Source organism: Chryseobacterium sp. UF-290 (assembly GCF_058245615.1).
The window spans coordinates 47,211-63,592 of the sequence record NZ_JBSICB010000021.1 but is presented as its reverse complement, the minus strand read 5'-3'; the positions used below and the strand labels follow the sequence as shown (position 1 = coordinate 63,592).

Here is a 16,382-nt window from a genome sequence, read left to right as displayed (position 1 = left end):
AAGTCACAAATTAGTGATTTATAATAAAATAAGTAAAAAATGATAATACACAAAAGATTGATGATGAATTTATTAGTTGGTTCTAGATTTTTTAGAAATAAATAATAAAATATAAAAGAAGTTGAAAGCTAAATTGATACGTATTACAACAGTGCCACTTTCTCTAAAGATTCTATTGAAGGGGCAACACCGGTTTATGTCAGAATATTTTGATGTAATAGGTGTTTCATCACCAGGCAAGGAGCTGGATGAAGTGAAAAATGATGAAGAAATAGACGTGATAGCGATTGATATGTCTCGCAAGATTACCCCAATTAAAGATATCAAATCTTTATGGAGTACTTATAAATTTTTGAAAAAGGAAAAACCACAAATTGTTCATACCCATACACCCAAAGCCGGTATTGTAGGTATGTTGGCTGCAAGAATGGCAAGAGTGCCCCATAGACTGCATACGGTAGCGGGCTTACCATTGATGGAGGTTACAGGTGTGAAACGTCAGGTTTTAGAGTTGGTTGAAAAATTAACCTATGCTTCTGCAACCAAAGTGTATCCCAACTCAAAGGGGCTATCTGATTATATTATAGAGCATAAATATGCGGATAAATACAAGCTAAAAGTAATCGGAAACGGTTCATCCAACGGAATTGATACTTCATTCTTTTCCCCCGAAAAAGTTTCAGAAAATCAGAAAACGCTTCTAAAAAAAGAATTAAAAATAAAAGATACAGATTTCGTTTTTGTATTTGTAGGGCGTTTGGTGGGAGACAAAGGACTTAATGAACTGATAACAGCTTTTTCTGTTTTAAATAAAAAAGAAAATCAGCAGCATTCAAAATTATTACTGGTGGGCCCTCTGGAACAGGAGCTGGATCCTTTATATCCGGAGACGTTAAAGGAAATTGAAAATAACCCGGATATCATATCTGTAGGTTTTCAGAAAGATGTTCGCCCTTATTTTGCGATTTCTGATGCATTGGTTTTTCCTAGCTATCGGGAAGGATTTCCCAATGTGGTCATGCAGGCCGGAGCAATGGAATTGCCAAGTATCGTTTCTGATATCAATGGATGTAATGAAATCATAGCGGAAAATCACAACGGAGTAATCGTTCCTGTAAAAAACAGTGAAAGGCTTAGAGAAGAAATGGAGAAAATGATCTTAGACAAAGATTATTATCAGGCATTAAAAATGAATGCACGACCGATGATTGAAGAGCGATTTGAGCAGTCTGTGATTTGGAATGCCATATTAAGCGAATATAAAAAATTGATTAGAGAAAGAGAATATCGTGCATAAAATTTAATAAAGTTCTTAGTCCTGTTGTTTTCATTGAATAGAAATTCATCATTATACAGAATGGTACAATATGTTTTTACGATCTGTAACTGCTTTGTAATTTACTAAACAAGAGAATACTAACAGTAGACGGATAGGGCTTTTCTGAAAAGGTACAAGCAGAAAAGAGGCTGTCTCACTTGTGAGACAGCCTCTTCGTTGTAATATTACAACGTTTTTAAATTTATTGCTTAATAATCTTTACGATATTTTCAGAATTGTTGATTCTTACCAGATAGGCTCCGCTTAGCAAAGAAGAAATATCGGTCTGTTTATTAATAAACTTGCCCTCTTTCAGAAGCTGGCCGGACATATTATAAATCTGATAATAATAAACCTTATCATCTTTTGCCTCAATGTGCAGAATATCCTTTACAGGATTAGGATATAAAACTAACTTATCATCTGCTACTTTTTCTTCTATCGTTGTTTTGGAAAAAGTATTTTTAGCCTGAATACCGGTGTTTGGCGTTACAGGAATGCCTGGTAACGGACCTCTTGGTATTCCGATATCCTCTTGCTTTACACATCTGCAGCTTAGAGATGCATAAGGGTCTATATCAGTATTTTTTATAACGGTTCTCGCATACATATCAAGATACATATAAGTACCTCTTCCTGTGAGCTCACCATTTAAATTAGCATACCAATGCCCGCCTACTGCGTTGGCAGTAGTATTCAGCACACCTCCATACATTACGGATCTGTTACCTCTGATATAACCTTTGGTATAGTTTCCTACGTTATATAAGCTGTTATTATCGAATGCAAACCCTACTGTCTTGCCCCAAATACTTCCCGAGGTTACACTATAAATCGGTGATCCATAATAACCTGCTTCTGTATTATTAATCGTTTGAGGAGTGGATGGCGCTTCAGAATTATTTTTAAGACTCCAGGGTGAAGTTTTTATGGTACCTGAACCTGTTTCCGGAATTCTCCATCCATTCGGACAAGGATCAAATACGGATTTACTACCGCCCAGACCCCATCTTTCAGCATATAAACCATGATATTGCGTATCAAACAACCAATCTGAAGCAAGGCTGTAATGAGCAACATTAGCTTCACGTGATGGATACGTAACGGTTGGCATCATTAATTTCAAAGGATTTGCTACAGAATATCCCAGGATCTTTTCTATTCTCACGTCTATCTTATCCGTAGGATTAATGCTGCTTTTATAGGTGTTATAATTCGTGATATTGTTTGAATTATAATTAGCTTCTGTTAAAGTGGTATACGTTACAGCTCCATTATTGGCAGTACCTAAAAATATATTATACTTGGAACCATTCACGTTCGTGAATATAGGTAAAGGATCTTTTCTTCCCCACTGGTAATGTAATCCCTGTGAATTATTCAGCTGGGTTACCTGTGCCGGTACAGCCGGATTATAAGGGCTTGGCATGGCTTCAATCGCTCCCAGGTTCCTGTCCATGATTGTTGTTTTCATGATAGTTCCCCTTTGGGTATAATTCATATAATTATCAGTAGCGATAGGAGTATCATTTACGTGGGTAAAAGAATTTACAGCAGTATTGGTTACCCAGATATGCCAGCTCCAGTATACAGGGTTATTTATTGAGCCGTTATGTAATGTCACTACGGCATTTCCGGCCTGGTTGCCATTTACCTTTACGTTTATATTCGCATCTTTAGAAGCTGGATTGTCTATGGTTAACTGAGTTATTAGCCCAGGATTATCTGTCCAGAGTACATTTGCTTTTAATGCATTAAAACTTGCAGGATCTAAAATCTGAGCATTCCCTAAATAATTACTTTGTACAGAAAAGGCTTTGCTCACCGGTATTGAAATGACCTGCTCGGAAGTCGATTTTGTGATCATATAACTATTTGGATTATCCAATCCCACTTTGTACGTTTCTGTCTCATTAAAGAAAGTAGTTTCGAAATCATAGTTATTTTTTACAAATAACGGATCTTTGATACATCTGCATGCATGGGCATTATTCGTTGGGTAATCATCAGATGGCTTATAACTGTACAAACCATAAACATCAGGATAATTAACAGGGTCCGGCCGATAGTTGTTGAGTATCTGGTCAGAAGCCGGAATTAATCTTAACGCACTTGCTATGGATGAGAAGTCTCCAAAAGTAGTCATCGTTGATGTCCATAAGTAGGTTTCAAGCTGGTCTGTGAATGTCGCTTTGCTATGATATCTTCCATCTGTACTTGCCCCTCTTCCTATCCAGCCTGTTCCTGGAAATATACCTATATTGTTGCCTCCCACATTCGTCATGTCAAAACCATACTGAGGATATATCTTTATACCGGCGAGATATGGTTTTAAATTAGATAATCCGGGAGGAATATTTGATTGAACCCCGTTTAAAGCTGACAGCGGGCTGTTTACTTTAGCCCCGAAAGGGGTAAAATCCATTCTTACATTTTTTGTTGCCGATGCCACTAAGACTGAAGGTAATCTCCATCCGTTAGGACAAGGGTCGTAAGAAGACTTATTTCTATACGGCTGTGGAACAGAAATATCCGTTGCCTGTACTCCCTGGGAGTTATCTGACCATAAATTAACTTTACTTAACTCATTAGTTTGTAATCCCGGTACTTGCCCAAACCAGTTATAATAGTAAGGAACACCACTAATCGTACCATACGTAGAAGGATTAACAGTACCATCATCATTTACATAGATCAGACTCAAAGGATTTTTTACTGATGCTCTGATATTATCTGTTATATTGGCAGTTGATTTATTTACGAACAGTCTCAGATCATTAAAGTTTTTATAATCATTAAAAGGACTGTTGGTAAATTTTAGTCTAGGTATAGCATCGTCATAAACAATTTTCCCCAAGCTACCTGTTATTTGATAGAAGCTGGCATCATTATTTGTCAGTGATGGAAAAGGATCTTTTCTTCCCCATTGGTATAAGAGCCCTCCGCTTCTGTTCCAGCCGGCACTGATAAAAGAATTACCGATAGCTCCAAGATTTCTGTCCATCCAGCCCCATTCAGAATTAGGAATCGTTTCTACAGTACCATCATTTAACTGTCTTTTTACATCATCATAGCTTTTATACGTAGAACCGTTGGTTGGGTCATCTGTTACCCAAACGTGCCACGACCAGAAAACTTCTCCGCCTACTTTATAAGCGATGACAGCATTTCCTTTTTTTACCTTATCTACAGGTACTTTTATTTTTGCTTCTTCACCGGAACCCATAATATCCAGCGTGTAATTTTCTTTGGATTTTACCAATCCCATATTATCTTCCCACAGTACATCCGCAGTAATTACTCCGGAAGGAACGTTGATCCCTCTCATATAATTCCCGCTTCGCCACATTTCGTAAGCTTTTTTTACAGGAATATATAGCCCGTCTACAATATTGCCATTCTTATCTTTACCGGTAAAAATGTAACTATTGGGAGCTTTTGTCCAGTCCAGTGATTTCACTTCTACCGTTAGTGTTGTATTTCCTGCGCACTGTCCGGCAGCTGGGGTAAATGTATAGGTTGTAGTTGTCTGATTATTGATGTCTGGTGCCCATGTACCTGTGATTCCTTCATTTGAGGTCGCAGGAAGATTAAATGTTCCGCCAGGGTAAATAGCAGGGATCTGCGTAAAAGTAGGAGTGGCCGGATTTGTACAGGTTCCACCGTTACATAACTGCTGTACAGGATCTAATAACATATGTACTGCTCCATTGTTTAAGCTGGAAACCTCAACAATTATGCTCTCATTAGTAAAAGAAGCATAGCTTACACTTAGTTTATAGGACAATATACCATTATAAATTTCAGTAGCAGGATTAGTAAATGCTTGATTATACAGTAGTCCACCATTTGTATGGTATAATTTAATCCGGGCATCAGTTCCATTCCAGTTATTTTTAGGAATATATAGGGTATAGCTTTGTCCATTACGGTTTATACATACTCCGCTTGCTTTATTTATGCAGGCATTTTGAAGGGTAAAATCATTCCATTGGTTTTGTTGCAAAGCGGGTAAAGTATATGATACGGCAGCGTCTGACTGACTGCTCACCTCAAAAATAAGATCTTCAGTAGGGTATGCAGCAGTACGTTTAATATAGTAGTACTGTGTTCCATTTGAGGAGGTAACCTTTGGCAGATCTGCTGTATTGAATGTAATAGGAACTAAAGCTTGCCCTCCTGCAAAACCATAAGCTTTTAAGGTTACAGTATTTGCATTCCATTGGTTGACAGGAACCATAATTTCTGCAAAACCACCATGTAAACGGTTGAAGCAGACATCAGCCTTAGCGACTCCGCATGCATCAGCAGTACCTGCAGTATTCCACTGATTCTGTGGCAAAGCAGGTAAAGTATATGATACGGCAGCATCTGATTGGCTGCTCACCTCAAAAATAAGATCTTCAGTAGGGTGTACAGCAGTACGTTTAATATAGTAGTATTGTGTTCCATTTGAGGAGGTAACCTTTGGCAGATCTGCTGTATTGAATGTAATAGGAACTAAAGCTTGCCCTCTTGCAAAACCATAAGCTTTTAAGGTTACGGTATTTCCGTTCCATTGGTTGACAGGAACCATAATTTCTGCAAAACCACCATGCAAACGGTTGAAGCAGACATCAGCCTTAGCGACTCCGCATGCATCAGCAGTACCTGCAGTATTCCACTGATTCTGTGGCAATGCGGGTAAAGTGTAGGATATTGCAGTATCTGATGGACTGCTCACCTCAAAGACAAGATCTTCAGTAGGGTTTACAGCAGTACGTTTAATATAGTAGTATTGTGTTCCATTTGAGGAGGTAACCTTTGGTAAATCTACTGTATTGAATGTAATAGGAATTAAAGCTTGCCCTCCGGCAGTACCATAAGCTTTTAAGGTTACGGTATTTCCATTCCATTGGTTGACAGGAATCATAATTTCTGCAAAACCACCATGTAAACGGTTGAAACAGGTATTGCTCTGTGCAAAGCCTGTACACCATGACGTAAAAAATAAAAAGATAAAAATCTTTAGTAGTTTTTTTTTCATTATTAATTTTTTATTTTAGTAATTATTTGATAATTAGTATAATATGGTCATTGTGGGGGTGTCGGTCTGTATCGCCTCATGAAGAAGCATAGAGGGAGGCAATTGAGCAGAATACAGCCCAGGTTGATAGCATTGATTTTTTCTCATACGCATGTTTTTTAGGTTATTAGATTGAATAACGATTATTCGGATTTTATGGCTTATAATCAATATAATAGGAAGGAAATACAACAAAGTAAGTGTACTTTTTTGCAAAATAACAAGTGCTCAAGAATTACGTATTACCGGCCGTAGCAGATTGGTGAAACCGACTGTTTATTTTATTGCAATCGTCCCTTTTCTATTACGCAGCTACAATAGTATAATCCGGACCTACTGGTATTGCAGTCTTCCAATATAATTATTTCAGGTCTGCCGGCTTGTGTTGCGGTTGTGCTGTGAATGAGTTTAGGGCAGTATAATAGAAGATATTACAGCCCGAATTGAGGATAAAAATCTTTTTTTTCATATTTGTGTTTTAGGCTTTTAGTTTTTATAAAAAATAATTGATAATCAATTATACACTTATGCAAACTTACAATCAGAACAAATCAGGATAAAATATCACAAAGACATATGTTTTTTAATGAGAAATTTCTACTGAGTTTTTTGTGCTTTTTGTAATGTTTTTTTGTTAAATACGTGGATAACATTGTATTAATTTATTAATAACCACTATGTTTGCAAAGTTACGATATTAAAAAAAACACACAATGAGTCAAAAAAATCTGACTGATAACAATCCTGCTGACGTAGCAGAAATATGCCCTGCACAGAAGCTTTTAAAAGCACTTTCAGGCAAGTTAAAGCCGGAAATATTAAGCCTTGCATTCAAATCAACTTTACGCTTCAGCAGTTTGCTGCGTGATATAGAAGGCTCTAATAAACAATCATTATCAATAGCTCTGAAAGAATTGGAAAAAATGGATTTATTAGAAAGGGTTGTTATAAAGCAGAAACCTTTACACATAGAATATAAGCTTACTGAAAAAGGAAAATTATTTATTCCTGTTTTCCAGCAATTGGAAGGGTTAATATAACAAAAGAATAAGGCGTAAGCCTGGGAAAAGATAGTTTTAACTTCTCATAGAAGATCTATTAAATCAAAAAACCGGTTCCAAGCAGAACCGGCTTTGATATTTATTGGCACGAAGAATTTAAAGGATTGTTAAGATAGTCTTTTCCCTGAGGAGGCTGTACAAAATAAGGAGTGCCGTAGGTGTTACCCGGGCGGAAGAAGTCGGTGGAGATAACCTGGGCACCACTGCTGAAAGCGGCTTTAGATCTTGTAAGATCATTGACTTTAGCTTCATAGGTTTCAATATCTGATCTTGTTCTTACCATAAATCCCTTTTTCACGAGATCCTGTATTTCTTTCTGTCTTACTATGGCGTTATCCCGCAGTATAAATGCTGCAAAGGAATCGTCAGGCTCACTGTTCAGGAACATTAGCCTTTCCTTTAATGAACCATTGATCAGATAAGGATTGTTCTTGGAAGATAGGGTTCCTGCACTTCCGGGTAGCAGCATAAAAATGAATTTTCCTTTGCTTTCGCTGAGTGTCGGCCAGTTATTGTGAGTTACCGCCTCCCTTAGGGTATTGTATTTACCCTGGACCTCTTTTGGAGTGATGATCTTGTTTTTTCCAAGATATTTTATAATTTCCTCATCCAGATCATCATAAGCTTTCTGATTAAAAGGAAGCACTTTTGTGCTGTTTTCAAGAACCGGGAACCCTGAATCTTTTGCTTCGATCATCATAAAGACAGGAGTGTGTCCGGGATGTTGGTCAGACCAGTTACGAAGGGCTGTAAGCGCGTCTTTTAAAGTCGGATAATGGGTTCTGAAATCTATATCAGCCATATGCAGTACTTTGAATCCCGGCTTATCCAGGCCTTCCGTATTAAAAGACGCCAGATCAGTTACCCCTTTTTCCTGTAATACCTGATAACTTGCAGGATGACTGAACCTGTTTCCTTCCGGATCATAGTAAACATCGATTTCCAGACCGCGGAGATTGGCATTGAGCTGCTCTGTAAAATCCGGATGATTATAATTCAAACCCTCCTTCAGATCCATTCCGTTAGGATGATATTCCTTGAATTTTTCTTTTTGCTCTTCAGACATCATGCTGCTGTATTTCTGCATCATTCCACTGATGATAGGGGACACCAGGTCCAGTACTTTTGGGTCTACCGGCTGTGCATAGGAGTTGTGGGTTCCTACGATCTGAAGTTGATTGATCCTTGGATTCCGGCATTGGTCCTGCGCCTGTAATAATGCTGTCATACACAATGCAGCTCCATATATATACTTTTTCATATGAATAAAATTTTTGATTAAAAATTGAAGTTGAATCCCAGCTGTCCACGCATGCCGGAATAAGAAATATTTTCTACACGGTCTTTTGTTCCCATATAATAGCGGTTAGGCTCATTAAGGATATTGTTAAGCTCTATAAACAGGCGGATTTTCTTTGTAATGCTGTAAGAAGTGGAAAGGTCAACCGTGAAGTTTTTATCGAAATACTGATAATGATCCGCTCCTGCCGCGGCCCTGATCTCACTTACATAATTTCCTTTATAATTCCCTGCAAGACGGAGCATCAGCTTACTGGTTTCATAGAAAAGGATTGTGTTGAAAATGTGTTTTGCCTGATTAGGAATCGTTGTAGACATGGTTCCCGTCTGTTGACCGTTTTCATATACCGGCATATTCATTTTAGAAGAGATATAGGTATAGTTCCCTTCGAAACCGATGTTCTTCAGAAAGCCCGGCAGATTTTCAAAACGTTTGGATATCCCGAATTCAAAACCGAAGAGCTGGGCTCCTTCCAGGTTTTTAGGGGCTGTAAAAGTATAAGATCTTCCCGCGACATCTACTACCGATTGATCTTTATAGATAAGATTGGTGATATCTTTATAGAAGACTCCGGCTGTGATCAGATCCAGCTTCCCAAAGTAATTTTCGAACATAATGTCGAAATTGTTGGAAAATGTGGGATCCAGCTTGGTATTTCCCTGAGTGATGGTATTGGTAATATCATTGACGATCGTTCCGGGGTTCAGGTCATTGAAATCAGGTCTTGCAAAGGAACGGGTATAAGCAATTCTCAGGATACGGTCATTGCTGATATTCCATTTCATATTGACCATAGGAAGCAGTACGTTGTAGGTTTTACTGTCTTTAATGTCTTCCGTTCTGCTGTCTTGATCAGATATTACTTTTTTGCCCCAAAAGGTGATGTCATTATATTCATTTCTGAAACCTCCCAATACCTGAAGCTGATCAGTAACTTTCCAGGTCCCCATAAGGTAAGCTGCCCATACGTTTTCGGTTCCCCGGTACGAACTCGTAATATTTGAATTGCTGTCCTTACCGCTTACCTGCATCAGACCTAAGCTGTTTTGTGTACCGGGATTATACATCTGGTCGATCTGTCCGTTGGTGATCTGATCAATGATGACTCCGTTATAAGGATTACCAAGAGGATTCATAAAACCTCCTTTATAAGGGAAACCCTCACGCTCAAGCTGATTCATATAGGTCACAGGAGCTCCGGGAATTCCCAAAGACGATTTAGGCATCCAGACAAGCAGAGAACTGTTGACTATTTTATTCTTATTGTTATACTTTGTACCGAACTTAAGTTCAAAGTTGTCTGCTGCTTTATATTTTATATCAACCTGTCCTCTGAGATCTGTTTCACTATTGCGGTTCTGGCTGAGGATAATCTGATTGAGTTTCAGCTGATTGGCTGCTATTGGCTGCTGATTATAAGGTAGAGTATAAGTTCCGGTGTCACCAATGCCGTCAGGAGCATCCATTGCCATATATTTTCTTCCGTCTGCAGACAGGTTTCCATAGGCCATAGATTGTATAAAGTTGACCATAGGGTAGCCTCTTTCGTAGGGGGCAAGGTTATCCGGAGAGTTGAACCTGAATTCTGAACGTGCTTTGGATGCTGACCAGTTCACTTCCATGCGCTGCCCTACCTGATGAATTCCACCCAGCTGCATGGAATACAGATCAGTAAGATAATCTGCATGGCGGGCCTGAAGCATTACATTTTTATTATCAAAATTAAAATAGGTTTCCCTTACTGACTGGCCGTCTTTATATTGGCTGTATAAGCCTTTAAAATATAATTTGTTCCTGCTGTCTATCTCATAATCCAGTCCCAGGTTAAATCCCAATGTTCTACGGTTGGCCAGATAATCACGAAGCTGAAGCTGGTTGATCGAGTAGGAAGCTGTTTTGTCTTGTAGTCCATAGTTGAAAATATTTCTCATCTGATCTATGGCTGTAGAACGTTCCCAGATCACTGCTGAGGTTATAAATTTCAGCCTATCGGTGATCTTATTTCCATAGACGATTGAAGTATTGTAAGTAGGGGATTTCGACATATTGACGTAGCCTGTAGCCATGCTTATCGCTAAGGTTTCCTTATTGGGAGAGGTCTTGGTGATAAAATCCACATTTCCGCCAATCGCGTCACCGTCCAGATCCGGAGTCAGGGCTTTGGACAGACGTACATTCTGAATAAGCTCTGAAGGAAAGATATCCATCTGCACACCCCGGTTAGCATTGTCACCGCTGGCACTTGGCATTCTGTTACCGTTCAGGGTGGAGGAGGTCCATTGTACAGGAGTTCCTCTTACCGCTACAAAACGTCCTTCCCCCATATCCCGTTCGATAGATACCCCCTGCATACGTTGTACGGCATCAGCCGCATACGATCCGGAAGTTTCCCGATAGCGTCGGCAGAGAGTACCTCTGTGATCGTGTTGGAGTTTTTCTTCATCGTGATCGCTCTGGCCTGCGATGCTTTGTAAACACTGGTAACGACTACTTCCTGAATATTGTTCTCTTTAAGCTGGGTTCCAAACCTAATCAGCCCAAGATCTACTTCCTTTTTATCCGTAACGGTGAACGGGATATAAACACTGTCATATCCTTTATATTCTACAACAAGCTTATAACTGCCATCATAAACATTATTAAGAACAAAGGAACCGTCGGTATCTGAAGTCACCTTCTGTCCGCTGTTTTCAATATAGACGAGGGCATTGGGAAGGTTCCCCTGATTGTCCACTACGGTACCGTGAACGGTGGTTTGTGCAAAGGCCAGAGGCCCAAGAAGAAAAAATGCTGCTTTCGTTAAAAAAAGTCTTTCTCGTAACATCCTTATAAAATTTGATGCAAAGATGTCAGCTCATTCAAAATTCTTGGTTCATTTAAATTTCATACAACTACTACTCCTGAGTTCGAAGTGAACTGTATTGTAAATCAGTGAGTTGCTAATGTCAAATAATTGTAACTAATGGACGAGCTGGGAAGGAAGACAGTCAAATTCCTTTTTAAAATATTTATAAAAAGTAGATTTGGATTTAAAACCACATTGAAAAGCAAGATCCGTTACACTGGCAGAAGGGTCTTCTGATAAGATCTGTTTGAAGTGCTGTATGCGGTTTCTGTTGGTATATTCATGAAAGTTGGAATGAAGATGTTTATTAAAGGTAATGCTTAAATCCGCTTTGCTTATTTTCAGATGGCTGGCAAGCTGGTCTAAAGTAAATTCCTCATCCAGATAAATATGGCTCTCCTGATAGAAAGAGATAATGGCATTTTGCACAGCATCAAAATCTATTTTTGAAAGATCTTTATATTGGTAGGTCTCTTTGGGTACAGAAATAGCTGAGGTACTTTGCTGCTCCTGCAGCTTATGCTGGTACGTTAAAATATAAACGTACAGGATCCATCCGAACTGGAACAGGAATAGGAGACTGTAAATTTTCTGGTAGATCAAAGTATCCCAGCCTAATTGGTAAACGGTCCAGAAAACCAGTACGCCTATCAGTACATAGCCAACCAGGTAACGGAAATTACCGGCTACCGGATGCGTAATGTTTTTCCGGTATTTTGTCAGGAAGAAAATGCATAGACCAAGACAGGTAACCCAATAATAACTATAATAAGTGAAATAAGACTGATAGGATCTGATCGCCATATCAGCCCAGGACAGTCCAAATATCTTTGCACAAAGGGCGATGGCATGATGGATAACGACCAACGTTAATGGAATGACCAGATATTTGAGCCTGTCTCTCCATTTTGCATGAATCAGACAGGTCGTAATGTATAGGAAGATCAGCCCTTTAAAAACCCGGAGACTTCCCGGAATTTCATATAAAACAGATTCGTACCCGAATTTTTGAATGATAAAATATTCATATCCCATATCCAGAGCCACCACTCCGATATACAATAGCAACATATTCAATACAGATTCCCTGTTTTTGATGAGGTATAGCAATAAAGTAAGGGTTATAAGTGCCTGTAGTACAACTACCATAATGATGTATAACATGATAACTGATATTTTGTCAAAATTATAGATAATATGGGCACGGGATCTTTAACAAATCATTAAATATCAATTCAAAAAAGAATATCAGCTTTACAGGAGAGGTTTGCCGGTGGTTCGATTTTGTATATTGAACGGATATTAGTATTTTAGCTAGTAAACATAGATTAGATGTCCAGAAGAAAATTTATTTTGTTTTCGATATGTAAAACCTGGCTTATCTCCACAGTGGTTTCAGTTATTCTTTTGATCCTGTTTTTAAATGCTGTCAGAGAAGTAAGAGAATATCCGGGAAGGTGTGATATGAGTGGCCTGGCATATGGCTTTACCGTTTTCTGGATATTATTCTTGAGTGTACTTTCTTTCAGCAGTCTGTTTTCTCTTTTACAGCAGCTTCAGGGAAAAATAAAAACAATGTTATGCTGGTTCCTGTTACCTGTAATAGCTTCCGTTTGTTCTTTTTTTCTTATTACAGATGGGAAGATAGATAGCGAGGAAATTATCCTTTTTCTGATCATGAATCTGCCCTGGCTGGTCATCTGGCTGTTCTTTTATTACAGACAGAATACGCGCTTTCATATAAATAATGACTGATATTACCTGATAATCCATGAAAACACAATTTAAGAACTGGACCCTATTTTTTATTTTGGGAATTGCAGCCATTATGACCGGGCTGGCCGTTTCCATTATTTTGATGACCGGAGCTTCTGCTCCCGATGCTTTATTCGGGATGTATCTTCTGTTGGGCTTAATTCCTGTTTTGCTGGTTGTAGTGACAGACCGGATCCTCGTCTGGAAATTTGGGAATAAGATTGTGAATAAAGTTCAGTTTTCAATATTGGCTTTTCTCGCTTTATTATGGATAGTGAGGTTTGTGGTGGACGTATTATCTTAATCTGAAAGTAGAGATGGATATGGAAAACGGATAAATAAGGGGCGGCAAAAAGAGCTTCATAGCAAAGCATATCTCTATATTGTGCCAAAGGAATATGCATATCCAATATTCGCTGGAATGACTATCGGAGATCTGTTGTACTGTAAATAAATATGATATGATAAAAAAGCTGTTTTTATGGTGTATTGTGCTGATATCTGCCGTTATTGACGCCCAGCCGTTTACCCTGAGATCTGCAGGAGAAGCAAAAGAATTCAGGCTTACCCTTTATTATGGGACTGAAGGAAAAGGAGCTTTTGTACAATACTCAGGTCAGAAAGGAATTATTCCCTTGCAAATAAAAAACTATAGGGTTGATAAGAGCGGAAGAGATGAAGGTCAGCCCGATATCTATTATTATACCTGGAACGAAATAATAGACGGGAAAGTAAATGGTGTGTACGAGTTCACCTTAATGAATCATCAAGCCTTAAATATCAGCTATACAAGGAAAAAAGATAACAGATATTTTAGGCTCGAAATGATAGATGATGATCAGTATGATGGCAGTGACCGCTATTTGCTGCATGGTGTAATGCTTTCTTTCAATCATTACTACAATAATCATTTTCTGATCGGTTATCCTGACGGAAAAAAGATGAATATAGAGCTTCCCGCTCCGGATAGACCTTCTTATGCAAGACAAAGTGTTATAAGTGATTACAATTTTGATGGCTATGATGACATTTCATTTTCCGTTCCGGATGATGGAATGGGGGTATACAGGATATTTTCTATTTACCTGTATAATCCGGAGAGGAAACGTTTTGAAAAGCTTAAAGAACCTGATTATTCCCGGTCAGCCTGTTCCTGTCTTTGCGATGTGTCTGTGGAAAAAGATAAGAAACTTCTGAAAACGGCATGCCGGGGTGGGGCAAGATGGCATCAGGATACCTATCGGTTTGATGCAAACGGGACGTTAAAATGGGTGGCAACGAAAAAGGATCCTGAAGAATAGCGCTTCTGTAAAAGCTTATCATCTCTTTGAAATTCATGGATGTATTATATTGCTCATTATTTAACATATAAAAAATACCGTTTTTTTACGGTATTTTCAATAATGTCTTTTAGGATTCAAATTTAGGTCTGATATTTGTACTGGGTAGCCAAACTAAATGACCAATTTTATTTATGAAGAACATATCTGTGAAAAAATCATTTCTATATGCATGTTTATGCGCTTTATTCCTTGTTTCCTGTAAAAAAGAAATAGAAAAAATAAGCGATACTTTTAAGGATACCGTTTCCGCTTCTGATATGCCGGAAGCTGAAAAAGATTCGGTAAAGAAAGATTCTGTGCCTGTGGTAAAAAAAGAATCTGTACCGCCGGTAATGCAGGAGAACGGCTTTTATAATGCTTTCGTTATTCCGAAAGATAAAAAAATGAGAGATTCTGTATATGCGGAGTTCAGCAAGAAATATAGTGTAGAAGAGCGTACGGCTATTTTAGCCTTAAACAGACTTGATTCTAAAAGTAAGTGGAATGCCGATACATTGGTAGTTCCGGCGAAAATAGATACTACACTGATGGCCTATTCACCATTCCCCATGCAGCTGGATGTATTGAGCGGGGTGAAGAAGTTTGTCATCTTTTCTTACCCTATTCAGGCTTATGCGGTATATTCCAACGGGAGCCTTGTAAAGTGGGGCCCAACAAGTATGGGGAAAAAGAGTGCTCAGACGACAAGAGGTCTTACTTTTGCGAACTGGAAAAAGAAACTGGCAATATCTACCGTCAGCAGCGAATGGAAGCTTCCTTACAACTTTAATATCCACAATATAGGCGGTATCGGATGGCATGAATATACCCTTCCGGGATATCCGGCTTCACACTCTTGCTTAAGACTGTTGAGAAAAGATGCCCAATGGCTGTATTCCTATGCAGATACCTGGATCCTGAATCCCGGAGGTGCGACAACAAAAGCCAGAGGAACAGCTGTAATGGTATTTGGGGATTATAACTGGGGAGGAAGAAGACCATGGAAAAAGCTTCTTGATGATCCGAATGCCAATAATATATCTGTTGAAGAACTTACCAAACTTCTGGAACCGGATGTTCCGAAAATGTTGAAGGAACAGGCTAACAGAGAAAAAGTTGCTGATTCTATCAAAACAGCAAAAGCAATGGCTGCTCCCGTTCAAAATGAGAGAATAGGGGACTCTCTGTCTAATTAATTTTCTTTTCAAACTGTAAGGTAGATTCCTCAGCAAACCGTCTCAGCTTAAGCATTTCATCTTTTCCTTTGTGCTGCCCGAATCTTGCGGCTACATAAGTGAGGAGAATAAAAAATAACATGACAAAAGAAGCGCTCAGTGCCCACGGGTATTCAGCGCTTTTGATCTGTTTCTCCACGTAGTACATGGTGAAAAAGGTCATCCAGAGTATGGAAAAGGAGAAATAAAGAAACATAAAGAATGTCCAGACAGCAGAGCTGGGACCAAATACTCCCCGTATGACAGTATGCTCGTCTTCCATTTCCACCCTTAAGGCAAGGCGGGGTTTCCAGTAATTGTCATATTCTGTTTCTACCCAGATCGTTGCCACTTCCTTGTTGATATTGCCGGCAAACTCTTCTTTATGCTCTGTGAGGTATTTTTTCAGATTCTCAGCATATTCCTCTTTGGTAAGATGCGTAAACATTTTGAATCTGGGTCTTGTTCTTATTCTGTCTAAGGTGGTTTCTTCGGTTTTCAT

At 38.8% G+C, this 16,382-nt stretch carries 12 protein-coding genes; 6 read left to right on the top strand and 6 right to left on the bottom strand.

Features of this window, described 5'->3' with window-relative positions; translation table 11 throughout:
* Nucleotides 1–196 precede the first annotated feature (196 nt).
* Nucleotides 197–1,297 (top strand): glycosyltransferase family 4 protein, encoded by a 1,101-nt coding sequence (locus AC4IF5_RS18855; RefSeq protein ID WP_490737262.1) that lies wholly within the window; start codon nt 197–199, stop codon nt 1,295–1,297.
* A gap of 223 nt (nt 1,298–1,520) precedes the next feature.
* Here the strand turns inward: AC4IF5_RS18855 and AC4IF5_RS18850 are convergent, their stop codons facing one another.
* Nucleotides 1,521–6,344 carry a T9SS type A sorting domain-containing protein gene (locus tag AC4IF5_RS18850; RefSeq protein ID WP_490737261.1) on the bottom strand — a complete coding sequence of 1,608 codons (4,824 nt, stop codon included), beginning with the start codon at nt 6,342–6,344 and terminating at the stop codon, nt 1,521–1,523.
* A 752-nt stretch (nt 6,345–7,096) separates the two neighbouring features.
* Here AC4IF5_RS18850 and AC4IF5_RS18845 point away from each other — a divergent pair.
* Nucleotides 7,097–7,423 carry a winged helix-turn-helix transcriptional regulator gene (locus AC4IF5_RS18845; RefSeq protein WP_490737259.1) on the top strand — a complete coding sequence of 109 codons (327 nt, stop codon included), beginning with the start codon at nt 7,097–7,099 and terminating at the stop codon, nt 7,421–7,423.
* A gap of 100 nt (nt 7,424–7,523) precedes the next feature.
* On the opposite strand, the gene AC4IF5_RS18840 is transcribed toward AC4IF5_RS18845, so the two are convergent.
* The 4 genes from AC4IF5_RS18840 to AC4IF5_RS18825 form a co-directional block, all read right to left on the bottom strand.
* Nucleotides 7,524–8,705: a phosphatidylinositol-specific phospholipase C domain-containing protein gene (locus AC4IF5_RS18840; protein WP_490737257.1), complete on the bottom strand. Its 1,182-nt coding sequence runs from the start codon at nt 8,703–8,705 to the stop codon at nt 7,524–7,526.
* Between the two features lie 17 nt (nt 8,706–8,722).
* Nucleotides 8,723–11,095, bottom strand: coding sequence for a TonB-dependent receptor (locus tag AC4IF5_RS18835; protein WP_490737255.1), 2,373 nt, complete (start codon nt 11,093–11,095; stop codon nt 8,723–8,725).
* Complete coding sequence (locus tag AC4IF5_RS18830; protein ID WP_490737253.1) at nt 11,047–11,568, bottom strand: carboxypeptidase-like regulatory domain-containing protein; 522 nt, start codon at nt 11,566–11,568, stop codon at nt 11,047–11,049. Before AC4IF5_RS18830 ends, AC4IF5_RS18835 begins: the two co-directional genes overlap by 49 nt.
* Nucleotides 11,569–11,703: 135 nt before the next feature.
* Nucleotides 11,704–12,753: an AraC family transcriptional regulator gene (locus tag AC4IF5_RS18825; protein ID WP_490737251.1), complete on the bottom strand. Its 1,050-nt coding sequence runs from the start codon at nt 12,751–12,753 to the stop codon at nt 11,704–11,706.
* 168 nt (nt 12,754–12,921) lie between these two features.
* Here AC4IF5_RS18825 and AC4IF5_RS18820 point away from each other — a divergent pair, with 168 nt between their 5' ends.
* From AC4IF5_RS18820 to AC4IF5_RS18805, 4 genes are all read left to right on the top strand, one after another.
* On the top strand, nt 12,922–13,344 hold the full coding sequence (locus AC4IF5_RS18820; RefSeq protein ID WP_490737249.1) for a hypothetical protein: 423 nt from the start codon (nt 12,922–12,924) through the stop codon (nt 13,342–13,344).
* 16 nt (nt 13,345–13,360) lie between these two features.
* The gene (locus AC4IF5_RS18815) at nt 13,361–13,648 is read left to right on the top strand and encodes a hypothetical protein (protein ID WP_490737248.1); all 288 of its coding nucleotides are present in this window, start codon (nt 13,361–13,363) and stop codon (nt 13,646–13,648) included.
* A gap of 157 nt (nt 13,649–13,805) precedes the next feature.
* Entirely contained in the window at nt 13,806–14,645 is an 840-nt protein-coding gene (locus tag AC4IF5_RS18810; RefSeq protein ID WP_490737246.1) for an XAC2610-related protein, read from the top strand.
* A gap of 173 nt (nt 14,646–14,818) precedes the next feature.
* Nucleotides 14,819–15,862: a L,D-transpeptidase gene (locus AC4IF5_RS18805; RefSeq protein ID WP_490737244.1), complete on the top strand. Its 1,044-nt coding sequence runs from the start codon at nt 14,819–14,821 to the stop codon at nt 15,860–15,862.
* Here AC4IF5_RS18805 and AC4IF5_RS18800 read toward each other — a convergent pair.
* Nucleotides 15,855–16,382, bottom strand: coding sequence for a hypothetical protein (locus AC4IF5_RS18800; RefSeq protein WP_490737242.1), 528 nt, complete (start codon nt 16,380–16,382; stop codon nt 15,855–15,857). The genes AC4IF5_RS18805 and AC4IF5_RS18800 overlap by 8 nt on opposite strands.

Coding starts and splice junctions, on each gene's coding strand:
- AC4IF5_RS18855 (WP_490737262.1), top strand. CDS start 197: ATGTCAGAATATTTTGATGTAATAGGTGTTTCATCACCAGGCAAGGAG.
- AC4IF5_RS18850 (WP_490737261.1), bottom strand. CDS start 6,344: ATGAAAAAAAAACTACTAAAGATTTTTATCTTTTTATTTTTTACGTCA.
- AC4IF5_RS18845 (WP_490737259.1), top strand. CDS start 7,097: ATGAGTCAAAAAAATCTGACTGATAACAATCCTGCTGACGTAGCAGAA.
- AC4IF5_RS18840 (WP_490737257.1), bottom strand. CDS start 8,705: ATGAAAAAGTATATATATGGAGCTGCATTGTGTATGACAGCATTATTA.
- AC4IF5_RS18835 (WP_490737255.1), bottom strand. CDS start 11,095: ATGCAGGGGGTATCTATCGAACGGGATATGGGGGAAGGACGTTTTGTA.
- AC4IF5_RS18830 (WP_490737253.1), bottom strand. CDS start 11,568: ATGTTACGAGAAAGACTTTTTTTAACGAAAGCAGCATTTTTTCTTCTT.
- AC4IF5_RS18825 (WP_490737251.1), bottom strand. CDS start 12,753: ATGTTATACATCATTATGGTAGTTGTACTACAGGCACTTATAACCCTT.
- AC4IF5_RS18820 (WP_490737249.1), top strand. CDS start 12,922: ATGTCCAGAAGAAAATTTATTTTGTTTTCGATATGTAAAACCTGGCTT.
- AC4IF5_RS18815 (WP_490737248.1), top strand. CDS start 13,361: ATGAAAACACAATTTAAGAACTGGACCCTATTTTTTATTTTGGGAATT.
- AC4IF5_RS18810 (WP_490737246.1), top strand. CDS start 13,806: ATGATAAAAAAGCTGTTTTTATGGTGTATTGTGCTGATATCTGCCGTT.
- AC4IF5_RS18805 (WP_490737244.1), top strand. CDS start 14,819: ATGAAGAACATATCTGTGAAAAAATCATTTCTATATGCATGTTTATGC.
- AC4IF5_RS18800 (WP_490737242.1), bottom strand. CDS start 16,382: ATGAAAACCGAAGAAACCACCTTAGACAGAATAAGAACAAGACCCAGA.